This is a genomic window from Brevibacillus sp. NL20B1 (assembly GCF_018195675.1).
GTDB classification, from domain to species: Bacteria; Bacillota; Bacilli; order Brevibacillales; family Brevibacillaceae; genus Brevibacillus; species Brevibacillus aydinogluensis.
In genome coordinates this window covers 150,218-173,085 of record NZ_JAGTPT010000001.1, presented here as the reverse complement: position 1 = coordinate 173,085, position 22,868 = coordinate 150,218, and the positions used below count along the sequence as shown (strand labels likewise).

General features: G+C 59.2%; 18 protein-coding genes and 2 riboswitches. Of the genes, 2 read left to right on the top strand and 16 right to left on the bottom strand.

Going from position 1 to position 22,868, the window contains the following annotated elements; genetic code table 11:
* Positions 1 to 81: 81 nt before the first annotated feature.
* The 4 genes from KDN35_RS00880 to KDN35_RS00865 all read right to left on the bottom strand — a co-directional run bounded on the left by KDN35_RS00880 (position 82) and on the right by KDN35_RS00865 (position 4,752).
* The gene (locus tag KDN35_RS00880) at positions 82 to 1,413 is read right to left on the bottom strand and encodes an APC family permease (protein ID WP_212131866.1); all 1,332 of its coding nucleotides are present in this window, start codon (positions 1,411 to 1,413) and stop codon (positions 82 to 84) included.
* A 121-nt stretch (positions 1,414 to 1,534) separates the two neighbouring features.
* A complete protein-coding gene (locus tag KDN35_RS00875; RefSeq protein ID WP_212131865.1) occupies positions 1,535 to 2,338 on the bottom strand; it encodes a VOC family protein in 804 nt (267 codons plus the stop codon).
* A 101-nt stretch (positions 2,339 to 2,439) separates the two neighbouring features.
* A complete protein-coding gene (locus KDN35_RS00870) occupies positions 2,440 to 3,429 on the bottom strand; it encodes an ornithine cyclodeaminase family protein (protein WP_212131864.1) in 990 nt (329 codons plus the stop codon).
* 18 nt (positions 3,430 to 3,447) lie between these two features.
* On the bottom strand, positions 3,448 to 4,752 hold the full coding sequence (locus KDN35_RS00865) for an MFS transporter (protein WP_171564313.1): 1,305 nt from the start codon (positions 4,750 to 4,752) through the stop codon (positions 3,448 to 3,450).
* A gap of 227 nt (positions 4,753 to 4,979) precedes the next feature.
* Between KDN35_RS00865 and KDN35_RS00860 the strand changes: the two genes are divergently transcribed.
* The gene (locus tag KDN35_RS00860; RefSeq protein WP_171564314.1) at positions 4,980 to 5,528 is read left to right on the top strand and encodes a cysteine hydrolase family protein; all 549 of its coding nucleotides are present in this window, start codon (positions 4,980 to 4,982) and stop codon (positions 5,526 to 5,528) included.
* Between the two features lie 15 nt (positions 5,529 to 5,543).
* Entirely contained in the window at positions 5,544 to 7,181 is a 1,638-nt protein-coding gene (locus KDN35_RS00855) for a nicotinate phosphoribosyltransferase (protein WP_171564315.1), read from the top strand.
* A gap of 82 nt (positions 7,182 to 7,263) precedes the next feature.
* On the opposite strand, the gene KDN35_RS00850 is transcribed toward KDN35_RS00855, so the two are convergent.
* From KDN35_RS00850 to KDN35_RS00795, 12 genes are all read right to left on the bottom strand, one after another.
* The gene (locus KDN35_RS00850; protein ID WP_212131863.1) at positions 7,264 to 8,880 is read right to left on the bottom strand and encodes a glycerol-3-phosphate dehydrogenase/oxidase; all 1,617 of its coding nucleotides are present in this window, start codon (positions 8,878 to 8,880) and stop codon (positions 7,264 to 7,266) included.
* 168 nt (positions 8,881 to 9,048) lie between these two features.
* Positions 9,049 to 10,542, bottom strand: coding sequence for a glycerol kinase GlpK (glpK, locus tag KDN35_RS00845; RefSeq protein WP_212131862.1), 1,494 nt, complete (start codon positions 10,540 to 10,542; stop codon positions 9,049 to 9,051).
* Positions 10,543 to 10,605: 63 nt separating this feature from the next.
* On the bottom strand, positions 10,606 to 11,313 hold the full coding sequence (locus tag KDN35_RS00840; protein WP_171564318.1) for an MIP/aquaporin family protein: 708 nt from the start codon (positions 11,311 to 11,313) through the stop codon (positions 10,606 to 10,608).
* Between the two features lie 230 nt (positions 11,314 to 11,543).
* Positions 11,544 to 12,092: a glycerol-3-phosphate responsive antiterminator gene (locus KDN35_RS00835; protein WP_171564319.1), complete on the bottom strand. Its 549-nt coding sequence runs from the start codon at positions 12,090 to 12,092 to the stop codon at positions 11,544 to 11,546.
* A gap of 89 nt (positions 12,093 to 12,181) precedes the next feature.
* Positions 12,182 to 13,507: a homoserine dehydrogenase gene (locus KDN35_RS00830; RefSeq protein ID WP_249178830.1), complete on the bottom strand. Its 1,326-nt coding sequence runs from the start codon at positions 13,505 to 13,507 to the stop codon at positions 12,182 to 12,184.
* A 55-nt stretch (positions 13,508 to 13,562) separates the two neighbouring features.
* Positions 13,563 to 13,672: riboswitch (SAM riboswitch) on the bottom strand.
* Between the two features lie 85 nt (positions 13,673 to 13,757).
* Positions 13,758 to 13,865: riboswitch (SAM riboswitch) on the bottom strand.
* 211 nt (positions 13,866 to 14,076) lie between these two features.
* Complete coding sequence (locus KDN35_RS00825; protein ID WP_171564320.1) at positions 14,077 to 14,646, bottom strand: DUF3221 domain-containing protein; 570 nt, start codon at positions 14,644 to 14,646, stop codon at positions 14,077 to 14,079.
* A 208-nt stretch (positions 14,647 to 14,854) separates the two neighbouring features.
* A complete protein-coding gene (gene pyrE / locus KDN35_RS00820; RefSeq protein ID WP_212131861.1) occupies positions 14,855 to 15,490 on the bottom strand; it encodes an orotate phosphoribosyltransferase in 636 nt (211 codons plus the stop codon).
* A gap of 25 nt (positions 15,491 to 15,515) precedes the next feature.
* Positions 15,516 to 16,253 carry an orotidine-5'-phosphate decarboxylase gene (gene pyrF, locus KDN35_RS00815; RefSeq protein ID WP_326838931.1) on the bottom strand — a complete coding sequence of 246 codons (738 nt, stop codon included), beginning with the start codon at positions 16,251 to 16,253 and terminating at the stop codon, positions 15,516 to 15,518.
* A 70-nt stretch (positions 16,254 to 16,323) separates the two neighbouring features.
* Positions 16,324 to 19,536, bottom strand: a complete 3,213-nt coding sequence (gene carB / locus KDN35_RS00810) for a carbamoyl-phosphate synthase large subunit (RefSeq protein ID WP_212131860.1) — start codon at positions 19,534 to 19,536, stop codon at positions 16,324 to 16,326.
* Positions 19,520 to 20,617 carry a glutamine-hydrolyzing carbamoyl-phosphate synthase small subunit gene (carA, locus tag KDN35_RS00805; protein ID WP_212131859.1) on the bottom strand — a complete coding sequence of 366 codons (1,098 nt, stop codon included), beginning with the start codon at positions 20,615 to 20,617 and terminating at the stop codon, positions 19,520 to 19,522. Before carA ends, carB begins: the two co-directional genes overlap by 17 nt.
* Positions 20,618 to 20,643: 26 nt before the next feature.
* A complete protein-coding gene (locus KDN35_RS00800) occupies positions 20,644 to 21,927 on the bottom strand; it encodes a dihydroorotase (protein WP_212131858.1) in 1,284 nt (427 codons plus the stop codon).
* Entirely contained in the window at positions 21,894 to 22,841 is a 948-nt protein-coding gene (locus KDN35_RS00795; RefSeq protein ID WP_171564325.1) for an aspartate carbamoyltransferase catalytic subunit, read from the bottom strand. The genes KDN35_RS00800 and KDN35_RS00795 overlap by 34 nt, the downstream gene beginning before the upstream one ends.
* Between the last annotated feature and the right edge of the window lie 27 nt (positions 22,842 to 22,868).

Here is a 22,868-nt window from a genome sequence, read left to right as displayed (position 1 = left end):
CCAAGAAAAAACCCTCCAATCGGTCGATTCCAACCGTTTGGAGGGAAGGAGCGCTTTCGGTTTGTCAGGCTGATGGTTGGCTCATCGGCTCGCATCGGCGGACTTCATTTTTCGCTGCCCGCGCCAGAAAAACGGAAGACCCAAGAGCGTAATGGCAATGGCCGCCAGCGTATTCACCGGATTGGTGAGCAGCGTGCTCGCAAGGATATAGAGCGAACCGGCGATGGCGAACAGCGGCACGATCGGATAGAGCGGCACGCTGTAAGCGCGTGTCTGTCCCCCTTGACGTCTGCGCAGGATGAACAGGGCGACGAAGGCCAAAATGTAAAACAGGTAGACGGAGAAAATGGCCAGCTCGGACAAGTGGTCGGGATTGCTCACCACCATCATGATCACAGCGATCAGTGCTTGTGAGAAAATGGCGGCTACCGGTGTGCCGTAGGCGGTATGGATGCGGGAGAGCCAGCGGGAGCCAGGAAGCTGGCCGCGCTCTGCCATGGCGAACGGCACACGGGGAAACGCCAGGATTTTGCCGTTGAGGCAGCCAAAGATGGAGACGAGAATCCCGACGCTGATCAGCCTGCCGCCCCATTCGCCAAACAAGTGCGACGCTGCTGCACCTGCGGCGTTTTCCCCCAAGCGCACAATCTCGGATGCAGGCATCAGATGGAGCAGAGCCGCATTGACCGACAGATACGCCAGTGTCACCACGAGCAGACCGCCGATGATGGCACCCGGCAGCACTTTGGCGGGGTTCTTCATCTCTCCGGCCATGAAGCCGACCAACATCCAGCCGTCGTAGGCCCACAGCGTAGCCAACACGGCCGCCCCAAAGCTGATCTCGGCGGCCACGCCGCTGTCGGCCCCCCAAATCTGTCCGTTTCCTTTCCACATACCAAACACGGCGATCAGCGCGATTGGCACCAGCTTGCCGAAGGTGGCTGCCGTTTGGACGAAGCCCCCGTACCGGGTTCCCAGGCTGTTGACCACGGTCAGCAGGAGCACCGTACCGACCGCGATCGGCAGTTTCCATGCACCGTCCCAGCCAAACAGGTGGACGAGCAACGAACCAAAATACAAGCCAAGTGCGCCGATTACCGCCGGGCCGTAGATGACTGACTGCACCCATCCAGCGAGAAAGCCCCACACCTTTCCGTACACTTCTTCCAGATAGACGTACAGCCCCCCTGTCTTGGGGATTTGCGTGCCCACCTCGGCGATGGTCAACCCGCTCGCCAGCGTGATCAGTCCTCCCACGATCCACGCCCACAGTGCCAGCGTGGAGTCACCGGCGTATTCAATCACCTTGCCCGGCTTCATGAATATGCCCGAGCCGATGACAGTCCCGATCACCAACGATGTAGCCAACGTTAACCCCACTTCTTTTTGCAGCGTACGTTGCTGTACCTCCACGTTGTTCCCCCTATCTGACCGACAAATTACTTAACAATCTACACACATAATAACATGAACGTACGTGATTTCTTGTTTTTTCAATTTTACTAAAAAAAGAAAAAGAGCCGCTTGGGCTCTTTCACCACTCATACCATCCGCCGTACAGTTCGTGGCGCATCGCTTGGCCTCGACCGGCAAAGCGGACCACAAACGGCATCTCTCCGCGGGTCAGCAGCGCGTCACGGGCCAATCCCTCCCCCAACGGCTGGCACAGCACGACACCCCCGCCGAAAAACGGCAAAGTCCGGCAGCGGGCGTTCAGCGCTTCATCGACAAATGCGTCCGCGGCCTGCAGGCCAAACCACCGCTGCCAGCGTTCCGCCGCTTCGTCCGCGTCGTGCGCCGCCACGCAGACGCTCGTGAGGGCATGCGCTCCATTGGGATGCGAAGCTATCACACCACGGCGGGTGAGATCGTCCCGCCGCTCGTCGTCGCTCTGTTCCCACTGGATCAAAAACGGCATACGCCCCCTCTCCTCCGGCGGCTCCGCAAACAACATCTGCCAGCGGATCACCGTGCCGTCGTCCCGCATCCTGCTGCCCGGTAGCGGACCGATTACGTTCATCCCGCGCTCGTGAAAATACTCCGCCCAACGTGTAATTTCGCGCGTCCGCAGGGCAATTTGCCCCATGCCCTCGCCCACTGCCGCGTCCTTCACCAACTGCCGGACCAGGGGATTGTCAGACCGCTCAGCCACCTGCGGGTACTCCACAGCGAGAAATTCCACATAGGCAAGATCGAAGTAGATGAGGCTGTTGCAAGTCCCCCAGGCCTCGTGCCGGCCGCCCGCCAGCGCGTGAAATCCTTTGGTTTGCATGTGCTCCGCCGCCTCGACGGGTGGGCGGCGAAGAAAGTGTACCAGATGATCAAACGCAAGTTCCATGTACTCCCGCCTTTCCGATATCGTTTCCGCACATCCAGCAGCGTGGATCTGCGCGCGCAGCGTGCTGCCCGGACGCACACCTCCGTGCCGGCAGATTGCTCCTACAGCGTCACGGTCGTACCTGCTCCCAGCCGCTTCGCCTTTTCGTAGACGGCGCAAGCCACCATCGTATCCAGGAAGGCAATCCCCACCGATTTGTACAGGGTGATTTCCTCGTCTGTCTCCCGCCCCGGTTTTTGGCCGGTGATCAGTTCACCGATTTCGCCATACAGCCGGTCGATCGACCACTCCCCCTGCTGAATCGGCTTGATCAGATCGCCCGCTTCGTGCAGGGCCCCTTCCTTGGTGTCCACCACCACTTTCCTGCAGCGGTTCAACGTAACCGCGTCAAATTCCTGCATGTGCGGCTGATAGGCGCCGATCGCGTTGATGTGGGTACCGGGGCGCAGGATGCTGCCGTCAAACAGCGGCTCGGTCGCCTTGGTGCTCAACACCACGATATCGGCGGCAGACACGGCTTCGTCAGCGTCGTCGACACATGTGATGCTTCCCTTCCACTCCGGGTAGAGCGAGTATATCCGGTCGGCGAGCTGCTCCGCGCGCGCTCGCGTCCGGTTGTACAGCCAAAACCGCTCGATCGGGCGCACCGCCATGATCGCCTGCACCTGCCCCAGCGCCTGGGCACCGCACCCCAGCACAGCGCAGCTTCGGGCATCCGGGCGCGCCAGCAGCCTGGTCGCCACACCGCTGCTCGCGCCGGTGCGCAGAACAGTCAGCCAGGTGGCATCCATCAGCGCCACATGCCGTCCGCTTTTTGCTTCCGTCAGCAGCGTGACCCCCTGCAGGGACGGCAGCCCTTTTTCCACATTTTGCGGAAAGATGCTGACCACTTTCACCGCCGTGTATTCGATCTCCTCCACGAACGACGGCATGTACAGCGTCACCGCTCCCCGCTTTTCGTGGGCGATCACGGTACGAACCGGTGTGACCGTGCCGCCCGCCGCCTCGTGCCGAAACGCCATTTCCACGTCCCGCAGGCATTCTTCCATCGTGTACAGCTCGCGTATCTCTTCCTGGGACAGTACCAGCATGACCATTCCTCCATTTTCTTACTTGTCCGCTCCCAAGTCTGCTGCTTTCGTCTCCTTCGCTGCTCCGATGGCGACGAGCGAAATCAACCCGGTCAAGATGATGTACAAAGCGACCGGTACCCACGAGTTGGCAAACACGTCAAGCAGCCAGGTAGCAATCAGCGGAGCGGTCCCGCCAGCGATGGCTGCCCCTATCTGATAGCCGAGGGACACACCGGTGTAGCGCACCTCTGTCCTGAAAATCTCGGAAAACAGCGTTCCCAGAACAGCCGTCACCGGCGCCCAGAGGATGCCCAGTCCGATCACCGTGGCCGCCGTCAGCCAAAACGCCGACTTGAGCGAAAGCAGATAAAAGTATGGAAACGCAAACAGCATGATCGCCACAGTGCCGCCGATGTAGAGCGGTTTGCGTCCGGCCCTATCCGACCATTTGCCCATAAACGGAATCGCGATAGTGGCCACCAGCGTGGCGATCGTCACCGCGTTCAGCGCAGTCACCTGGTCGTAGTCGAGGTACTTCGTCGCGTAGGCGATCACAAACGTTGAGAAAATGTAGAACGGTCCGGTCTCCACCACTTTGGCCCCAATGGCGATCAGAACGGACTTCCAGTGGTAGCGGAGCGTGTCCGCCAGCGGCACTTTGGCAATGCTGCCGCTTTGCTGCGCGGCACGAAACGCAGGCGTCTCGTCGATGCCGCTGCGAATCCACAGGCCGAGGAAGACGAGCACGGCACTGAGGACAAACGGCACCCGCCAGCCCCACGCCAGGAACTGTTCTTCCGGCAGCAGGCTCATGAGCGACATGGATAACGTGCCGAGCAGCATGCCGATGGTCACGCCCATCTGGGGAATGCTGCCGTAGAAGCCGCGTTGGTCGTTTCGTGCGTATTCTACAGCCAGGAGCAGGGCGCCGCCCCACTCGCCGCCAATCCCCAGCCCCTGCACCAGACGAAGGATGAACAGCAGGATCGGGGCCCACACGCCAATCGTGTCGTATCCAGGCAAAAGGCCGATCAGGACCGTCGCCGTCCCCATCAGCGAAAGCGTCAGCACCAGCGTCTTTTTTCGTCCGACCTTGTCGCCGATATGACTGAAGATGAGGCCTCCCAACGGACGAATGAAAAACGTCAAGGAAAACGACAGGTAGGAGAGCAGCAGTCCCACCACAGGGTCCGTATTGGGGAAAAACAGCTTGCCAAATGCCAGTGATGCTACCGTCCCGTAGAGAAAGTAGTCAAACCACTCGATGGAGCTGCCGATCAGACTGGCGACCAACGCTTTGGTGCCCGTCTTCGGCGATACAGCCGTTTGCGCCATCTGCATCCTCCCTTTCCTCAAAGACAAATAGTGAATGTACCCCGAATGGTAACGCCCTATTGGCTGAATCGTCAATATTTTCACATAAAATACATGCCTGCATGGCGTCATATTGACGTGGGTATGTTTACCAGGTAAGATGAAGCCAACTTCCGTAACGACAGTCACGACTTGGCATCGTTTTGGCCGGCTGGCAAACGCCGCGGTCTATTGATTCTTTCGGGGGGATAGCGATGAACGCCTTGATAGTGATTGACTATACGAACGATTTCGTGGCAGCCGACGGAGCGCTGACCTGCGGGGAACCGGCCCAGCGGATCGAACAGCGGATCGCGGAGCTGACCGAGCAGTTCGTGCGCGACGGCCACTACGTCGTCATGGCGGTGGACGCCCACCAGAAGGACGACCCGTACCACCCGGAAACGCCGCTGTATCCTCCGCACAACATCATCGGCACCGAGGGGCGACGGCTGTACGGAAAGGTGCAGGACGTGTACGAACGGCATGCCGGACGCATTACCTGGATGGACAAAACCCGCTACAGCGCATTTCAGGGGACCGATCTCGCCCTGCAGCTGCACGCTCGGGGCATTCGCGAAATCCACCTTACCGGCGTCTGCACGGACATCTGCGTGCTGCACACGGCGATCGACGGCTTTTACCGCGGGTTTACGGTCGTGATTCACGCCGATGCCGTCGCCAGCTTTAACCCGGCCGGTCACGAATGGGCCTTGAACCACTTCAAAAATCAGCTCGGCCTCCAGGTTTTGGCCGATTTGTGATAAGGAGACGCCTAGATGACACCCTACAAGACGCTTTTTGACGTAATTGACCCGAAAATCTACCGCTTTGTCCACATTTGCCAAACGTGCGGCCAGCCCAATTTCCGCACGACCGATCAACCGCAGAAATGCGCGGCTTGCGATGAGACCCGGTCGTTTGAAGTGCTGCCCTACTACGATCCGTCCCGGGATTACGCCCTCGACGCGGACGAGTACGCGCTCAGCATGATGTACGCGCTGTACAAGAAAGGGCTGCACAAAACCGAAGTGGTATTTGACGACTTTTACCGCAAGGCACCCTTCGTCAAACCGACAGGGGATTACCAGGGCGAGCTGGGCGGGTACGTGGCATTCGGCGGCTTGGAGCAGTTGATTGACATTCTCCAAAACCTGTACTTCAACGAATCGGACATCGCCTACCTGCGCTCCAAAAACCTGTACGACGAGGACTTTCTCGAAGAGCTGCGAAACCTGCGCTTCACCGGCCATCTGGATGCCATGGAAGAAGGCCAGATCGTCTTCCCCAACACCCCCTACATCCGGATCATCGCCCCCGTGATCGAATGCATCTGGATTGAAGCGCAGCTGCTGAATACCATCAACAGCGAGTCGCTGCTGATGACCAAAGGGGCCCGCATCATCACGGCGACGGACGGGCAGACCGTGATCGAAATGGGCAAACGCCGAGCCCAGGGGCGGGACGCTTCCGTCCAGGGGGCACGAGCCGCCTACATCGCCGGCTTTCACTTTACGTCCAATCTGAAAGCAGGCAAAAAGTACGGCGTGCCCACAACGGGAACGCACGCCCACCTGTTCGTCCAGTTTTTCCCCAGCGAGCTGGACGCGTTTCTCGCCTTTGCCGAGGTCTTTCCGGCGAAGTCAATCCTGTTGGTCGACACCTTTGACGTGCTGGGTAGCGGCATCCCCAACGCGATCAAGACGGCCAAGATCATGGAAGAGCACGGACACAGGCTGAACGGCATCCGGCTTGACAGCGGCGATTTGGCCTACCTGTCCAAGCGGGCGCGGGAGATGCTGGACAACGCCGGCCTGTCGTACGTAAAAATTGCCGCTTCCAGCGACCTGGACGAGTACACGATCGCTTCGCTCAAGCTGCAGGGGGCCAAAATCGACGTGTGGGGCATCGGCACGAAGTTCATTACAGCCTATGACAGCCCCGCCCTTGGCGGCGTGCACAAGATCGTCGCCCGCAAAACCGAGCGGGAATGGATCGCGCTGATCAAAATCTCGGAGAACCTGGACAAAATCATCAACCCCGGGCTGAAAAAAGTGTACCGCCTCTACGATCGAAACGGCATGGCCAAAGGCGATTACATCTGTCTGCAGGAAGAGACGCTGGACAACCTTACCGAAATCGTTCTGAAGCACCCGACCAATCCGCTCAAAAGCAAGCGGGTCGTCGACTTTACGGCAGTGGAATTGCTTCGCCCCATTTTCCGAAACGGTCAGCTTGTCTATCAGAAGCCCACGTTGGACGAGATCAGGGACTTCCACCGCAAGCAGAAAAGCACGTTCTGGGAAGAATACCTCCGCCTCGACAACCCGGAAGTATACCCTGTCGCCCTGTCCGACCGCTTGCGGGCGTTGAAGGACAAGCTGATTCACGACAAGCGGCGCCATTCACTGACGTAACTGACAACAAAAACACCCCCTCCGAATCATCTGCCGGAGGGGGTGTTAGCATGACCATTTAACTTGGCGCCTCGCCCGCCTGTCAGGGCGTCATGTCGTGGATCTGCTGCTCCAGTTCGCGGCGGTACGCGTCCGCCTGTTCCGCACTCCAGTTTCCGTACTGCTTCATGAAGGACAGGATCGGCTCTTTCCAGCGCTTCGCCCACGCGATGTCAAACAGCAGACTGCTCGTGCGGCGAAGCAAAAAGTCCACCGGTGTCACTGCCATCTCCTCTTCCAGCGCGTACACCAGGGACGTGAACACTTCCAGCGACATCTGGTGCCGCTTTGCTTCCTGCCCGCGCTCGCGGATAATCGCAAACAGGCGGTCTATATTGCTGCCATAGCGGCGAACGAGCCGTTCCGCCTCCTCACGACTGAGGCCTGCCGCCATCCCTTCCTCTGTTTTCCTTGCGACAAAGGATGCAAAACCTGCGGAGCCGCCCACCTTGCCGCCGGACAGCGCAATCCGGTCCGTCGTGCACCCTGCCTGTACGCCCAGTTCCTGTGCGACGATGTTGACCACCTTTTCCGCCATCTTGCGGTAGCCGGTCAGTTTGCCGCCGGCAATGGTGATCAGACCGCTCGGGGAACGAAACACTTCGTCTTTGCGGGAGATTTCCGAAGCCGACTTGCCTTCCTCGTAAATCAGCGGCCGTATCCCAGCCCAGCTCGCCTCGATGTCCTCCGCCCGGATGCCCACCTCCGGGAACATGTAATGGATGGCCGAAAGCAGGTAATCGCGGTCTTCCACCGTCATCACCGGATGGGCCAGATCGCCGTCGTAGGGGGTGTCGGTCGTGCCCACGTAGGTTTTCCCCGCGCGCGGAATGGCAAACGCCATGCGGCCGTCCGGCGTGTCAAAATAGACGGCCTGACGCAGCGGAAACCGCGCCTGGTCAAAGACGATGTGCACCCCTTTGGTGTGAAAGAGCCGCTTGCCCTGCAGGGAACCGTCTTTTTCGCGCAATTCATCCACCCACGGACCGGCAGCGTTAACCACTTTTTTTGCGCGGATGGCAAACGTCTCCCCGCTGATCCGATCGACGGCCTGCACGCCAACGACCTTGCCGTTTTCGTACAGGAACGACTCCGCCTTCACGTAGTTGACCGGCAGCGCCCCGCGGGCCGCCGCCTCTTTGATCACTTCCAGCGTCAGCCGGGCGTCGTCCGTCTTGTACTCCACGTAGTAACCGCCCGCTTTCAGCTTTTCCTTGCGCAGGAGCGGCTCCATCTTGAGCGTCTCCTCCCGGCTGAGCATCCGCCGCCGTTCGCTCCGTTTCACTCCTGCCAGCCAGTCGTACAGGTACAGGCCGACAGATGTGGCCAGCCGTCCGTACGTGCCGCCTTCGATCAGCGGCAGCAGCATCCACTCCGGCTGGGTGACGTGCGGCGCGTTTTCGTAGACGATCGCCCGCTCTTTGCCCACTTCGGAGACGAGGCGAAACTCCAGCTGCTTCAGGTAGCGCAGCCCGCCGTGAACCAGTTTGGTGGAGCGGGAACTGGTCCCCGCGGCGAAATCCTGCATCTCAATCAGCCCTGTTTGAATCCCCCTTGCCTGGGCGTCCAGCGCAATCCCCGCTCCGGTGATACCGCCGCCGATCACCAGCAGGTCTACCTCTGTCGATTTGAGTTGCGCCAGGTGCTCCGCTCGTTTCATCACGCATCACTCCCTGTTCTACTTTATCGATGGGTCAACCCGAACAGTCCGGAAAAAACACAAACGACCACCAATCCCTCCTTGCCTGCAAAGAAGGATCAGTGGTCGACTCCGTATCTCAGACCATCCGTATGAACTTATCGCGTACAGTATACCACATGCGGCCGATTATTTGAAGGCCATCGCAGCCCGCACGGCTTTTTTCCAGCCGTCGTACAGTTCGTTGCGCTTCTCCTCGCTCATCTTCACGTCAAAGACGCCGTCGACGTGCCAGTTGGCGGCAATCTCCTGCCTGTCTTTCCAGAAGCCTACCGCCAACCCGGCCAGATAGGCTGCTCCCAGAGCGGTCGTCTCGTTTACCTGCGGACGTTCCACCGGCACGCCCAATACGTCGCTTTGGAACTGCATCAGGAAGTCGTTTTTCACCGCGCCGCCGTCCACGCGCAGCTTTTTCAAATTGATGCCGGAGTCGGCCTCCATTGCGGTGAGCACGTCTTTCGTCTGGTAGGCCAGCGATTCCAGCGTGGCACGGATGAAGTGCTCCTTGCTGGTCCCCCGCGTCAGGCCGAAGACGGCGCCGCGCACGTCGCTGTCCCAGTACGGCGTGCCCAGGCCGACGAACGCCGGCACCACGTAGACACCCTCGGTCGATTCCACTCGGCTGGCGTACGCTTCGCTGTCCGCCGCTGATTTCAGCATGCGCAGGCCGTCGCGCAGCCACTGGATGGCGGAACCGGCGACAAAAATGCTTCCTTCCAGCGCATATTCCACTTTGCCGTCGATCCCCCAGGCAATCGTGGTCAGCAGGCCGTGTTCGGAACGCACCGGTCTCTCCCCGGTGTTCATCAGCATGAAGCAGCCGGTGCCGTAGGTGTTTTTCGCCATGCCTTCCTCAAAGCATGCCTGGCCGAACAGGGCTGCCTGCTGATCACCCGCCGCGCCGGAGATGGGCGCCTCCACGCCGAAAAAGAGATCTTTGTCGGTATGCGCGTAGATTTCCGAGCTGGAGCGCACTTCAGGCAGCATCGCTTTCGGCACGGTGAGGTGCGCCAGCAGTTCGTCGTCCCAGCGCAGGTCGTAAATGTTGTACATCAGCGTGCGGGACGCATTGGTGTAGTCAGTCACATGCGCCTTGCCGCCAGAGAGCTTCCAGATCAGCCAGGAATCGATGGTGCCAAACAAGAGATCGCCGCGTTCTGCCTTGGCGCGTGCCCCTTCCACGTTGTCAAGGATCCACTTGACCTTGGTGCCGGAAAAGTAGGCGTCGATCAACAGGCCGGTCCGTTCGCGGAACAGGTCGTTCAGCCCTTTCGCCTTCAACTCTTCGCAAATATCGGCCGTCTGGCGGGACTGCCAGACGATCGCGTTGTAGACCGGCAGACCGGTGTGTCTGTCCCAGACGACAGTCGTCTCCCGCTGGTTGGTAATGCCGATCGCGGCCACTTCCTGGGCGCTGATGTTGTGGTTGGCCAGCACTTCGCCGATCACGCCGACGACGGACGACCAGATCTCCATGGCATCGTGCTCCACCCAGCCCGGCCGGGGAAAAATCTGCGTAAACTCCCTCTGGGCTACTCCCACCATGTGTCCTTCCCGGTTGAACAAAATGGCACGGGAACTGGTCGTGCCCTGGTCAATGGCCAAAACATACATCTTTTCCATCCGTCACATATCCTCCTTTATCGTTTCCCGATCATCTCTGCCTCAATCAGCTTGGGCCGACCGCTATCCGAACAAGGCCTTGAAGACGAGCGCTCCCGCCGTCCCGCCAACGATCGGCCCCACGACCGGAATCCAGGCGTAGCCCCAGTCAGATGTGCCTTTGCCCGGGATCGGCAGAACAAAGTGGGCGAGACGAGGCCCCAGATCGCGCGCCGGATTGATCGCGTAGCCGGTGGTCCCGCCGAGCGACATGCCGATGGCGACGATAAAAAATCCGACGATCAGCGGATTGAGCCCTTCGGTAAACGTGTTGCTGCCGATAGCCAGCAGGCCAAACACGAGGAAAAACGTGCCCAGCCCTTCGCTGAGAATATTCGCAAATGTGTGTCGAATCGCCGGAGCTGTGCAGAATACTGCCAGCTTGGCCGCCGGGTCAGCAGTTTCTCTCCAGTGCGGCAGGTAGTACAGGTAGACAAAGATTGCTCCCAAAAACGCCCCGGCCATCTGGGCCAAAATGTACCCGGGCACGAGCTCCCAGGCAAACGAGCCAATTGACGCAAACGCAATGGTAATGGCCGGATTAAAATGGCCGCCGCTGATGGCCCCGACCGCGTATACGGCAAAGGCGACAGCAAACCCCCAGCCCAAGGTAATCACGATCCACCCGCTGTCTTTTGCCTTTGACTTGTTCAGCACGACTCCCGCCACGACGCCGTCCCCGAGAATCACCAGCATCATGGTCCCGATCAGTTCCGCCCAATACGCCGACATCTTGTTCCTCCATTCTCTTTTTTTAATATTTATGACGAGTCTGGACTGGTTTTCCCTCTTTTGCTGTTCACCTCCACTGGAAGAAAACAGAAAATCCACCTATTTATCCACGGTTTAAGTCCACAGGAACTTAAACACAGGGAATATATAGGTGGATCTCCTGATCTCATCCGACATATGAACTTCTGTAATCAATCTTATGCGGTCGTGAAAGCGTTGTCAATCATTTTTTACAGCTGTTTCCACAAGTTTCGATCGGAGGTGGTGACGGCGATGGCTCCTGCCGCCAGAGCGCTCTCGATCTCCTCCCGGGTGCGGATAAACCCGCCTACGATGATCGGAATTTGAATCTGTTCGCGAATTTCCGTAATAATGTGCGGCATGACCCCCGGAAGGACTTCGACGAAATCGGGTTTTGTCTGCTCAAGGATTTTGTAGCTCGTCTCCAGCGCGCCGGAGTCCAGCAGAAACAGGCGCTGCACCGTGACCAAGCCCTTCTTTTTGGCGGTCGTGATCACCTGCGAACGGGTGGAAATGACGCCGGCCGGCTTGATCTCCTGACAAAGAAACAGTGCGCCGTGCTCGTCGTTTTTCAATCCCTGCACCAGATCGGCATGCAGCCACAGCTTTTTTCCGTGCCGGCGTGCCAGGTCGGCGATGCTTTTCAGTTGGCAGATATGGCTCTCCAGCAAAATGATCGTCTCGTACCGGCTTTCCAGGACGCGTTCAAATTCTTTCATTTGGCGAATGGCCGGCAAGATGGTTTGCGAACCCAGCATGACTTGTCCTCATCCCCTTGAAGAAGAAGTGCTCCGCTTTTATCATGCCAAAAAATCCCGGCGAATGCGATGGGGAGTTGGATGCTAGTTTACAGCCCCGCACTCCCGCCGTCAGCATCTTGATCATCGGCCGCCTCCAGCACGGGATAAAGCCGCGTTTCGAGGCCGAAATCCCGTTCCAAAAGCCCAACGTGCTCCTCCTGCAGTCCGGCAGCGAGCAGGCCCACACGCAGGACGCTGCCCGAATCGTACTGGACGGTCATCCTGCGGACGGAGACACCCGCCCGTTCGAGAAACAGCAGTACCTGCTCCGGCGTCACGCCAGCCGCTGTCCCTGCCAGACAGCAGAAGTCGAGGCCGGATGAGAGGCGGCTGGACGGGACCGCCTCCGGCCGTTCACGCCAAGCGGGATGAGGCGCAAACGGTTGGGTCAGCAAGTAGGCCAGATCTTCCACAACCGCGCTGGCAGTCGGCAATTCGCCCGCCCCTTTGCCGGTGAACAAAAGGTCGCCGACGAGACTGCCTTCCACCTGTACGGCATTGTACGCATCCTGGATGCGCGCCAGCGGATGCTCCAGCGGCACCAGCGTCGGCCGCACGGACAGGTGCAGGCCGCCGTTTCCCTGGTGGGCTTGCGCCAGCAGTTTGATCCGATACCCCAGTTCCTTCGCCAGCCGGATGTGGCTCTGCGAGACTTCAACAATCCCCTGCCGCTCAATGGCTGACAGGGGCAGCGACTCCCCGAACACGAGCTGTGCCAGAATGTACAGCTTGTACAAGGCGTCCCAGCCTTCCACGTCGGAGCTCGGGTCTGCCTCCGCATACCCCAGTTCCTGTGCCCGCTTCAACACATCGTCGTAGGGAAGCTGGGCCTCCTCCATCTGCGACAGGATAAAGTTGGTCGTCCCGTTGAGGATGCCGCACACCTTTGTAATATCGTTGGTTCTGAGGAATTGACGGAGCACCCCAAGGATGGGAATTCCCCCCGCGACGCTGGCTTCATAGGCGAGATGGACGCCGTGCCGGTTGGCCAGTTCCACCAGCTCCGCGCCGCGTTTGGCCAGCAGCTCCTTGTTGGCCGTCACCACATGACAGCCCTTCTCGATCAGCGACCGTACGTAGTCGTAGGTCGGTTCCACGCCGCCCATCACTTCCACGACGATGTCTACGTCGCTTTCCATAACGTCGGCAAACCGTGTCGTCAACAGCGATGGCTCCACCTGCACGGCCCGCTGCTTCCGCGAGTCGCGCACCAGCGCCTTGACGATTTCGATGCGCTTGCCCAACCGGGCCGACAGCTTCTCCTGCTTCGAACGGATTGTCTTGACCACCCCGCCGCCTACCGTTCCCAATCCCAATAAGCCTACTTTTACCACACTCATGTTTTTCCACCCCGTTTTTTGTTTGTACAACATGAAAAAGCCTTCTTCGGATTCGAAGAAGGCTGGTGTGCATTGTGCTCGAGCCTTCTTCTCATCTCTCAAGACACGCGTGTCTTGCAGGAATTGGCACCTGGTCACGCACCGCGTGACGGTTGCCGGGCTTCATCGGGCCAGTCCCTCCACCTCTCTGGATAAGAAGAAGTCCTATGAAATTTTGAAACAGAAAAATAAAAAAACCTTCTCCGACAAGAAGAAGGTCTGCGTCCATATCAATCAAACCCGCTTCTTATCTGTCAAGACATCTGTCTTGCAGGAATTGGCACCTGGTCACGCACCGCGTGACGGTTGCCGGGCTTCATTGGGCCAGTCCCTCCGCCGCTCTGGATAAGAACAGTGTTTAACTCTTGGGTATCATTGTAAAGAATCACAGGTTGTTCGTCAACAAAAATCTGGCAGACCGGCATTTCGCCCGTCGTAAGCCGCTGCAAGTTGACATACATACGAAAAAGGATGGCGTCGTCAGATCGGCCATCCTTTTTCTTGACCAGCAAGGCACTGGCACCTGTCGAACCAACGGAAAAGGCGCTTTCGCCAATACCGGGTTATTTGATTCGCTTTACTTCACCCGTTTCTGCATGAACACTTATCTCGTGCTTCTGTCCTGCATTGAAAGTAAAAACGCGAACGATCCATTCTGATTCGGTGCTCACTGCATCCTGTACAATGAATATATCAGCTTTGTCAGAAAGACTCTTTACAAAGTTTAGCGCCATTTGAATGGCTTTCTTTTGCAGCATGGGATAATGTGGATGTTGTACATCATCTGCAACGACAAGTTTGCTCAAATCCGTTTTCGCAGGATACGATTCCAATGAAGGGGAAGCCGCCCATGTTTCTACTTCCGCTCCGACCTCTATGTCTGTAAGCAAAACCTTGTTATTCTTGCGATCAAGCAGAATGGCATCGTCGTTTACGAAATACCATTCGGCGTCATAGTCGCCATCTCTTGCTGTTTTGTCACTTTCAGCAACCAGCAGTGCTTTTTTCTCATAGTTTGTCTCGATGACGTATCCTGTCAAACCTTTGCGTTCGTTTTTGGGTTTCTCATCCGAGCATCCTGCTGTGAGAAGCAGAAACGCAAACAAGGTTATGTACAGTAATGGTCTGTTCATGATCCCTCCATTACGTTCAAATGTAAAAGAGCATCCACGATTTTTACCCACCGGTTATGAAGTATTATAATGTAAAAAACATGAAAATCAATTACATTTTGGTAACGAACAAAACAAAAAACGCCCCGAAACAGGGCGTTGGTAAAGTACAGTCGATTGAGGTACAAAATTTTTCTATCCAATCCGTTTGGACATGCGACATGACCGGTTACGCATAAAAGCTGCGAGGGGCTTTGCGCCAGTCGGCCAACAGGCTTTCCTGCTCTGCCGTGATGACGCCGCGCTCGCGTGCCGTCTCGAGCAGCGCGGTGTAGTGGGAAAGCGTCGCGACCGGGACGCCTTCCTCCCTAAAGAGGGCTTCCGCTTCTGGAAACTGGTAGCTGAAGATCGCTGCCACGCCGAGCACGTCGCCTCCCTCCGCCTGGACGGCCTTTGCCGCTTTGAGCGAGCTGCCGCCGGTGGAGATCAGATCCTCGATGACCACCACTTTCTGACCTGCGGCCAGCGCGCCTTCCAGTTGATTCTGCCGCCCGTGCCCCTTTGCCTTGTCGCGCACGTAGATCATCGGCAGGTCCAGCAGTTCTGCCACCCAGGCAGCGTGCGGGATGCCTGCCGTCGCCGTGCCGGCGATCACTTCCACCTGCGGAAAATGTTCGCGGATCACCTCGGCAAACGCCTGGGCAATCCGGCGGCGGACCGGCGGATGAGACATCGTGAGCCGGTTGTCGCAGTAGATCGGCGACTTGATGCCGGATGTCCAGGTATACGGCTGGTCCGGGCGCAGGTGAACGGCGCCGATCTCCAGCAGGTGTCCCGCTATTTCTTTGGCTGTCGTGGTATTCATCCTATCCTCTTCCCTTCGCGTACGTTTAGAGGCATGCCGCCTGAACGGCGTTAACGATCCGCTCCCAGGCGGCGGCAGGATCGGGCGAAGCCGTAACCGCCCGGCCGATTACGATGTAGTCGCTCCCCAACTGAAACGCCTGTTCCGGGGTCGTGATCCGGGTCTGGTCTCCCTTCTCCGCCCAGAGAGGCCGAATCCCCGGGGTGACGGTGAGGAAATCAATACCGGCCGCCTGCTTGATCATCGGTACTTCCAATGGAGAGGCGACGACTCCGTCCAGCCCCGCCTGTTTGGCCAACTTCGCGTAATGGACGACGACATCTTCCACCGTGCCGGGAATCGCCAGCTCCTCGTTCATCGTCTGCTGTCCGGTCGAGGTGAGCATCGTAACGCCGATCAGCAGAGGACGGGGAGCACCGGCCGCGGTCCCCTGCTCCAGTCCTTCCCGGGCCGCCTCCATCATCGCCACGCCTCCCGCAGCGTGCACGTTGACCATGTCGACGCCGTGACGGGCCAGGCTTTTCATCGCCCCTTTGGCCGTGTTGGGAATGTCGTGCACCTTCAGGTCGAGAAACACCTTTAGTCCCTGCTCCTTCAGGTAGTGGACGATCGCCGGGCCTTCTGCATAGTACAGTTCCATACCCACCTTGACGTATCGAATCAGCCCGTCCAGCCGGGCCAGACATTGTGTGACGTCCTTTTTCGTGGAAAAGTCGAGCGCAACGATCATGCGCTCGCGTATATCGGTTGGTTGCAGCGGCACACCGCTCTCTCCCTTCCTAGTGGCGACACCGCCTCGAATTTGCTTCCCTGCGTAGGTGACGCTCTGACTGTTATACCGGCACGGCGAGCTTGGCTCCCGTGCGCTGCGCCGGCATCGCTTCCGTAGAGAACGTGATCGTCTCCAGGACGTGCAGGAGCGCTTTTGCTGTGTCCAGGGACGTCAGGCAGACGGCACCGTTTTCCACGGCTTCGCGGCGGATGCGGAAACCGTCCCGCTGCGGTGTCTTGCCTTTGGTCAGGGTGTTTAACACAATATTCGCTTCCCCTTGATGGATCATGTCCAGCAGGTTGGGCGTGCCCTCGGACAGCTTGTTTACGCGGGTGACGGTCAATCCCGCTTTCTCCAGGTAATCCGCCGTTCCAGAGGTGGCCAGCAGTTTAAAGCCCAGGCGGTGGAAGCGTTTCACGATCTCCAGCGCTTCTCCCTTGTCCTTGTCGGCGACGGTGACAAGCAGCGAACCATGTGTCGGGATGTTCATGCCGGCGGCCAGGAGCCCTTTGTACAGCGCTTTGGCCAGCGTCCGCTCGCGGCCCATCACTTCGCCGGTCGACTTCATTTCCGGACCCAGCGTGATGTCGACGCGGCGCAATTTGGCGAAGGAGAAGACCGGCACTTTCACGGAAACCATCTCGTCTTCCGGATGGCAGCCGGGCGTAAAGCCCTGCTCGACGATGGAGTGGCCGAGGATCGCCTTGGTCGCGATGTTCGCCATCGGGATGCCCGTCACTTTGGACAGGAACGGCACGGTCCGGGACGAACGCGGGTTTACCTCGATCACGTACGGACGGTTGTCGCAGATGACAAACTGAATGTTGATCAGCCCTTTGATCTGCAGGGCGCGGGCCAGTTTCGTCGTCATGTCTACCAGTTCTGCTTTGATTTCAGGCGAGAGCGACTGCGGCGGATACACCGCGATCGAGTCGCCGGAGTGCACCCCTGCGCGCTCAATGTGTTCCATAATGCCCGGAATCAGCACGTTTTCGCCGTCGCAGATGGCGTCCACCTCCGCCTCCGTGCCGACCATGTAGCGGTCGACCAGCACCGGATGCTCCGGATTGACCTTCACTGCGTGTTCCATGTACTCCAAAAGTTCCGTCTTGTTGTAGACGATTTCCATCGCGCGGCCGCCCAGGACGTAGGATGGACGAACCAGTACCGGGAAGCCGAGGCTTTCAGCCGCCACCACCGCTTCTTCCACAGAGGTGACGGTTTTGCCCGGCGGTTGGGCGATGTCAAGGCTTCTGAGCAGCGCTTCAAACTTTTCGCGATTTTCCGCTGCGTCGATGTTCTCCAGGCTGGTGCCGAGGATGCGCACGCCGCGGGCGGCCAGTTTGTCCGCCAGGTTGATCGCCGTCTGTCCGCCAAACTGAACGATCACGCCCTCGGGCTGTTCCGCGTCGATGATGTTCATCACGTCTTCGATGTAGAGCGGCTCGAAGTACAGGCGATCAGAGGTGTTGAAATCAGTGGAGACGGTCTCCGGGTTGTTGTTGATAATGATTGCTTCATACCCCGCCTCTTTCAGCGCCCAGACCGCGTGAACGGTGGCGTAGTCGAACTCGATGCCCTGGCCGATGCGGATCGGGCCGGAGCCAAGCACGACGACGCGCTTTTTGCCCGTCTCCACCCGCTCGTCTTCCTGCTCGTAGGTGGAGTAGTAGTACGGGGTCTGCGCTTCAAACTCGGCCGCGCAGGTATCCACCATCTTGAACACGGGCTTGAAGCCGTGCTCTTCCCGCAGAGCGCGGACTTCTGCTTCCGTTTGGCCGGTCAGTTCAGCGATTTTCCGGTCGGTAAAGCCCATCCGCTTCGCCTCGTAGAGCTTCTCCGGCGTCAGACCTGCCGCCAGTTCTTGTTCAAAAGCGACGATCCTGTGCAGCTTGTGCAGAAAGAAACGGTCGATGCTGGTCAGGTCGTGCAGCGTCTCGATGCTCCAGCCGCGGCGCAGTGCCTCTGCAAGCAGGAACAGGCGCTCGTCGTCAGCGGTGATCAGCCGGTCTTTCAGCTCCTCGTCGGCCAGCGCGGACGTGCCCTTGATCTCCAGGTGGTAGGTGCCGATCTCCAGGGAGCGGATCGCTTTCATAATCGACTCTTCAAACGTGCGGCCAATTGCCATCACTTCCCCGGTCGCCTTCATCTGCGTGCCCAGCTTGCGGTTGGCCGACTGGAACTTGTCAAACGGCCAGCGCGGGATTTTGCTCACCACGTAGTCGATAGTCGGCTCGAAGCAGGCGTAGGTTTGGCCGGTGACCGGGTTCTTCAGTTCGTCCAGCGTGTAGCCGATGGCGATTTTGGCAGCCATCTTGGCGATCGGGTAGCCCGTCGCCTTGGAGGCCAGCGCGGAGGAGCGGCTGACGCGAGGGTTTACCTCGATCACGTAGTAGCGGAAGCTGTGCGGGTCGAGCGCGAACTGCACGTTGCAGCCGCCTTCGATGCCCAGCGCGCGAATGATTTTCAGCGCGGAGGAGCGGAGCATCTGATACTCGCGGTCGGACAGCGTCTGGCTCGGCGCCACGACGATGGAGTCGCCGGTGTGCACCCCGACCGGATCGATGTTTTCCATGTTGCAGACGACGATGCAGTTGTCGTTTGCGTCGCGCATTACCTCGTACTCGATCTCCTTCATCCCGGCGATGCTCTTCTCGATCAGACACTGCGAGATGGGAGAGTATTTCAGACCGCTCGCCACGATTTCCCGCAAGCTCTCCTCGTCTTCGCAGATGCCGCCGCCGGTGCCGCCCAGCGTGTAGGCCGGACGGACGATGATCGGGTAGCCGATTTCGCTAGCGAACCGCACCGCTTCATCCACGGTGCTGACGATCGTCGACTCGGGCACCGGCTCGCCCAGCTCGTTCATCAGGGCGCGGAACTGCTCCCGGTCTTCCGCCTGCTTGATCGCGTCCAGGTTGGTGCCGAGCAGCTTCACGTTTTCTTCTGCCAGCACACCCGATTCTGCCAGTGCCACCGCCATGTTGAGCCCGGTTTGGCCGCCCAGGGTAGGCAGCAGGCCGTCCGGTTTTTCCTTGCGGATGACGCGGGTGACAAATTCCGGCGTGAGCGGTTCGATGTACACGTTGTCCGCCATGTTGGTGTCGGTCATGATCGTGGCCGGGTTGGAGTTGATCAGCACCACTTCCAGCCCTTCTTCCTTCAGCGCCTGGCAGGCCTGTGTGCCTGCGTAGTCAAACTCCGCCGCCTGTCCAATGACGATGGGACCGGAGCCGATCACCAGGATTTTTTTCAGGTCAGCGAGCTTTGGCATGTGCCCTCTCCTCCTTCGCGGTGTCCATGATTTCGAGAAACTGGTCAAACAGGTAGCCGGTGTCGTAAGGACCTGGGGCCGCTTCCGGGTGGTACTGTACGGAGAAAGCCCGTTTCTCCAGATTGCGCAGACCTTCCACCGTGCCGTCGTTCAGTGCAACGTGCGTAATCTCCAGGCCGGTGCCCGGAATCGACTCCGCTTTCACCGCGTAGCTGTGGTTCTGCGACGTGATGTAGGTGCGGCCTGTCATGATTTCCTTGACCGGATGGTTGCCGCCGCGGTGGCCAAACTTCATCTTCACCGTGTCCGCTCCGGACGCCAGGGCAAATAACTGGTGGCCCAGACAGATGCCAAACAGCGGATACTCGCCCAAAATCTCGCGGATTGTCTCGATCGCCTGCGGCACGTCTTTCGGATCGCCGGGGCCATTGGACAGGAGGATGCCGTCCGGATGCAGTCGGCGAATCTCGGCTGCGGTCACGTTGTGGGGAACGACGACCACATCGCAGTTGCGCTTGGTCAGCTCGCGCAAAATACCATGCTTGGCGCCGAAGTCGACCAGCACCACGCGATGGCCCGTTCCCGGACAGCTAAACACGCTCTTGGTGGAGACACGAGCCACCTGATCGTTCATCAGGGGAGCGCGGCGGAGCGAGTCGAGCAGCTCGGACAGGGGAGCCTCGCTGGTCGTGATCATCCCTTTCATCGTACCGTGATAGCGAATCTTGCGGGTCAGCATCCGCGTGTCGACGCCGGCGATGCCCGGGATGTCGTACGCTTTCAGCAGTTCGTCCAGCGTCCCGGCGCTGCGCCAGTTGCTCGGCGTGTCACAGTGCTCGCGGACGACGAATCCGTGGATGTACGGGCGCACCGCCTCAAAATCGTCCCGATTGATCCCGTAGTTGCCGATCAGCGGGTAGGTCATGGTGACAATCTGGCCGCAGTAGGAAGGATCGGACAGCACTTCCTGATAACCGGTCAACCCGGTGTTGAATACCACTTCCCCCACGCTCTCCGTCGTCGCCCCAAAAGCGGTGCCGACACACTCCGTTCCGTCTTCCAAGATCAGTCTCGCTCGCATCTTCGCTTCCTCCTTTTTCTGCTTCCTTATTCCGCTTCCCGATATACGATCGCACCGTTTACCATCGTCAGGGTCGGCCATCCTTTGCAGACCCAGCCGGCAAATGGCGTGTTGGTTCCCTTGCTGGCAAAGGTGCCGGGATCAATGGTCCGCTCCGCTTCCAGATCAAGCACGCTGAGATCGGCTGGAGCACCCACTTCCAGGCGTCCGTACGGCAGTCCGAAAATCTCTGCCGGTTTTACGGTCAACAGCTCAATCAACTGCTTCAGCGTCAGTTCGCCGGTCAGCACCAGATGGGTGTACAGGAGCGGGAATGCCGTCTCCAGTCCGACGATGCCAAACGGTGCCCGCTCAATGCCGTTCGTCTTCTCTTCCGTCGTGTGCGGGGCGTGATCAGTGGCGATGATGTCAATCGTGCCGTCCTTCAGTCCGGCGATCAGCGCCGCCCGGTCTTCGCGGCTGCGCAGCGGCGGGTTCATTTTCCAGTTGGCGTTCAGGTCGTCCGGGATGTCTTCGTCGCAGAGCAGCAGGTGGTGCGGCGTCACTTCGCAGGTGACGTTCACCCCGGCCCGCTTGCCGTCCCGCACCAGACGCACCGATTCCTTGGCGCTGATGTGGCAGACGTGGTAGTGGACGCCGGTCTGCTCTGCCAGCAGGATGTCCCGTCCCACGTGGATCGACTCCGATTCCGACGGGATGCCCGGAAGGCCGTGCCGCGCCGCCACCACGCCGTCGTGAAGCGCGCTGCCCGGAGTGATCAGATCGTCGTCTTCGCAGTGGGCAACGATCGAGAGGCCCAGTTCTTTCGCCCGCTTCATCGCTTCCTTCATCATCGCGCTGGATTGGACGCCCACGCCGTCATCAGTAAGGGCGAAAATCCCCGCTTCCTTGAGCGCGGCGAAGTCGGTCAATTCCTTGCCGAGCTGCCGCACGGTAATCGCTCCGTAGGGGAGCACGCGGGCCTTGCCCGCTTCCTGCGCCTTGTCGAGAATGTAGCGGACCGTCTCCACACTGTCGATGACAGGGCGGGTGTTGGGCATGCAGGCGATCGTGGTAAATCCGCCTTTTACGGCTGCATGCGCCCCCGTCGCGATCGTCTCCTTGTGTTCAAAGCCCGGTTCGCGCAGGTGGACGTGGACGTCAATGAAGCCGGCGGAGATGAGTCTGCCCTTGCAGTCGATCCACTCATGCCCGTCGCGCGCAAGCTGTTTATCGATCGCTTTGATGCGTCCGTCTTCGATCAGCACTTCGGCGGGGATCAGTTCGCCAGCCTCGTTTATGCGTTTGCCGTTGCCAAGGATGATTCCCATGTCTTATCGCTTCCTTTCAGCACAGTTTCCAGTACTGCCATGCGGGCAGCCACGCCGTTGGTCACTTGTTTTTGGATCAGCGACTTCTCGCATTCCACCAGGTCGCTGTGGATTTCCACTCCGCGGTTGACCGGCGCCGGGTGCATGATCACCGCGCCCGGCTTCATCATCTTGGCCCGCTCCAGCGTCAGCCCGTGTGCCCGGTGGTACTCTTCCTTGGATACAAACAGCGCGTCTGTGTGCCGCTCCAACTGCACGCGCAGCATCATCACCACGTCGGCCGTCTGGACCGCTTCGTCGATGTCGACCTTTTTCACCCCGTCCGGCACGATCTGCGCCGGCGGCATCATGCTGGCCGGACCGGCGAGCAGCAGGTTGGCCCCCAGCTTGGGCAGGGCGTGCAGATGCGAACCGAGCACGCGGCTGTGGCGAAGGTCACCGATGATGGCCACGGTCAGCCCCTCGATCCGGCCGAACTGCTGCCGCATCGTCAAGAGGTCGAGCAGACACTGGGTGGGATGTTCGTTGGTGCCGTCGCCCGCGTTGATCAGATGAAGGCTGACTTCAGAGGCCAGTTCCGTCAGCAGGCCGTCCTTTTTCGTGCGGATGACCGCCGCCTCCACGCCCATCGCTTCCAGCGTGCGGATCGTGTCGTAGATCGTTTCCCCTTTTACAGTGGAAGAGGTCTCCGGGATGAAATTCAGCACGTGCGCACCCAGCCGTTTTTGCGCCACCTCAAACGAAAAGCGGGTTCTCGTGCTGGCCTCGAAGAACAGGTTGGCGATGAAGCGTCCCTTCAGCACATCCGTCTGCACACCAGGCCGCTCCGCCCAGTATTCGGCGCGATCCAGCAGCCGCTCGATCTGATCCGTTGTCAGCTCTTTCATGCCAATCAGGTGCGTGACGATGCTCATCGAAAATCCCTCCGTATTCCGCAATTG

Coding starts and splice junctions, on each gene's coding strand:
- glpK (WP_212131862.1), bottom strand. CDS start 10,542: ATGGAAAAGATGTATGTTTTGGCCATTGACCAGGGCACGACCAGTTCC.
- KDN35_RS00870 (WP_212131864.1), bottom strand. CDS start 3,429: ATGCTGGTACTGTCCCAGGAAGAGATACGCGAGCTGTACACGATGGAA.
- pyrE (WP_212131861.1), bottom strand. CDS start 15,490: ATGAATACCACGACAGCCAAAGAAATAGCGGGACACCTGCTGGAGATC.
- KDN35_RS00835 (WP_171564319.1), bottom strand. CDS start 12,092: ATGCTGGGTTCGCAAACCATCTTGCCGGCCATTCGCCAAATGAAAGAA.
- KDN35_RS00840 (WP_171564318.1), bottom strand. CDS start 11,313: ATGTCGGCGTATTGGGCGGAACTGATCGGGACCATGATGCTGGTGATT.
- carB (WP_212131860.1), bottom strand. CDS start 19,536: ATGCCAAAGCTCGCTGACCTGAAAAAAATCCTGGTGATCGGCTCCGGT.
- carA (WP_212131859.1), bottom strand. CDS start 20,617: ATGCGAGCGAGACTGATCTTGGAAGACGGAACGGAGTGTGTCGGCACC.
- KDN35_RS00795 (WP_171564325.1), bottom strand. CDS start 22,841: ATGAGCATCGTCACGCACCTGATTGGCATGAAAGAGCTGACAACGGAT.
- KDN35_RS00825 (WP_171564320.1), bottom strand. CDS start 14,646: ATGAACAGACCATTACTGTACATAACCTTGTTTGCGTTTCTGCTTCTC.
- KDN35_RS00830 (WP_249178830.1), bottom strand. CDS start 13,507: ATGTTGTACAAACAAAAAACGGGGTGGAAAAACATGAGTGTGGTAAAA.
- KDN35_RS00850 (WP_212131863.1), bottom strand. CDS start 8,880: ATGAAACGAGCGGAGCACCTGGCGCAACTCAAATCGACAGAGGTAGAC.
- KDN35_RS00875 (WP_212131865.1), bottom strand. CDS start 2,338: ATGGAACTTGCGTTTGATCATCTGGTACACTTTCTTCGCCGCCCACCC.
- KDN35_RS00855 (WP_171564315.1), top strand. CDS start 5,544: ATGACACCCTACAAGACGCTTTTTGACGTAATTGACCCGAAAATCTAC.
- KDN35_RS00800 (WP_212131858.1), bottom strand. CDS start 21,927: ATGGGAATCATCCTTGGCAACGGCAAACGCATAAACGAGGCTGGCGAA.
- KDN35_RS00860 (WP_171564314.1), top strand. CDS start 4,980: ATGAACGCCTTGATAGTGATTGACTATACGAACGATTTCGTGGCAGCC.
- KDN35_RS00865 (WP_171564313.1), bottom strand. CDS start 4,752: ATGCAGATGGCGCAAACGGCTGTATCGCCGAAGACGGGCACCAAAGCG.